General features: G+C 35.1%; 1 protein-coding gene. It reads left to right on the forward strand.

The annotated features are described in order from the left end of the window. The first annotated feature begins 165 nt into the window (after positions 1 to 165). Positions 166 to 555: a hypothetical protein gene (locus tag ABLT31_RS38810; protein ID WP_367761058.1), complete on the forward strand. Its 390-nt coding sequence runs from the start codon at positions 166 to 168 to the stop codon at positions 553 to 555. The last annotated feature ends 240 nt before the right edge of the window (positions 556 to 795 follow it).

The following is a 795-nucleotide window of genomic DNA, read 5'->3' on the forward strand; positions in this document are numbered from 1 at the left end:
GGTGGCCTTCATTTTATAAATATTTATTAATTAAATTTCATACCTTTACAAACAGCAAATCTAGCATTTTTTACCGTGTTAAAAAGGTATACCTTTACAAATAAGTTGTTAAAGTAACGTTCAGAACAGACTTGGGGAATATTAACACATGAGAGGTGATATATCATGAAGTTACTAAGCAGCTTGATTATTGTAATCAGCATAATTTTTAATGTTTCTCCTGCAATCGCTCAAATTGATCGTGCGGAAATTTTATATGTAAATACCGACTTAACCAAAATAGGTAACTGGTGGCGTATACCACAAGGTGTTCAAAAAATGACTATCTTCGTTGAAGCGAAAAATACAGAAACAGTTTTATTTTGGTTAATCCCAACTGGAACTGCATGGAGTCAAAAAAAACTCATCGGTTATGATAAAGACGGAAGTGATGGATGGTCTTTAACTTGGGAGTTCGGAAATAAACGACCAACACATGACCATATTCATATCCAAGCGATAGGAACTGGCACTGTATCGGATTGGAGTATCAATGTAACAACTGCGATGCCGTAACAAAGTGAATCGGGAGCGTACATCGCTCCTTATTTTATAGGGATACAAAATGGTTTATTTTGTAACCACAAAAAGACCGTTCCGAAGACATGAGCATCCGTGTTATTGATCTTCATGGTGAACTTTTTTAGAAAGTGTAACACATTTTTTAGTTATTCGTCTTTTAGTTATCCAGTTTGTCGAGCTAGTTCTTCAAGTTGAGCAAAAGAAAAATACTGCCGTAATTCTTGAACCATAAGC

This window comes from Ammoniphilus soli (genome assembly GCF_040813775.1).

Bases quoted from the DNA above. Each gene is read 5' to 3' on its own strand.
- ABLT31_RS38810 (WP_367761058.1), top strand. From the start codon at position 166: ATGAAGTTACTAAGCAGCTTGATTATTGTAATCAGCATAATTTTTAAT.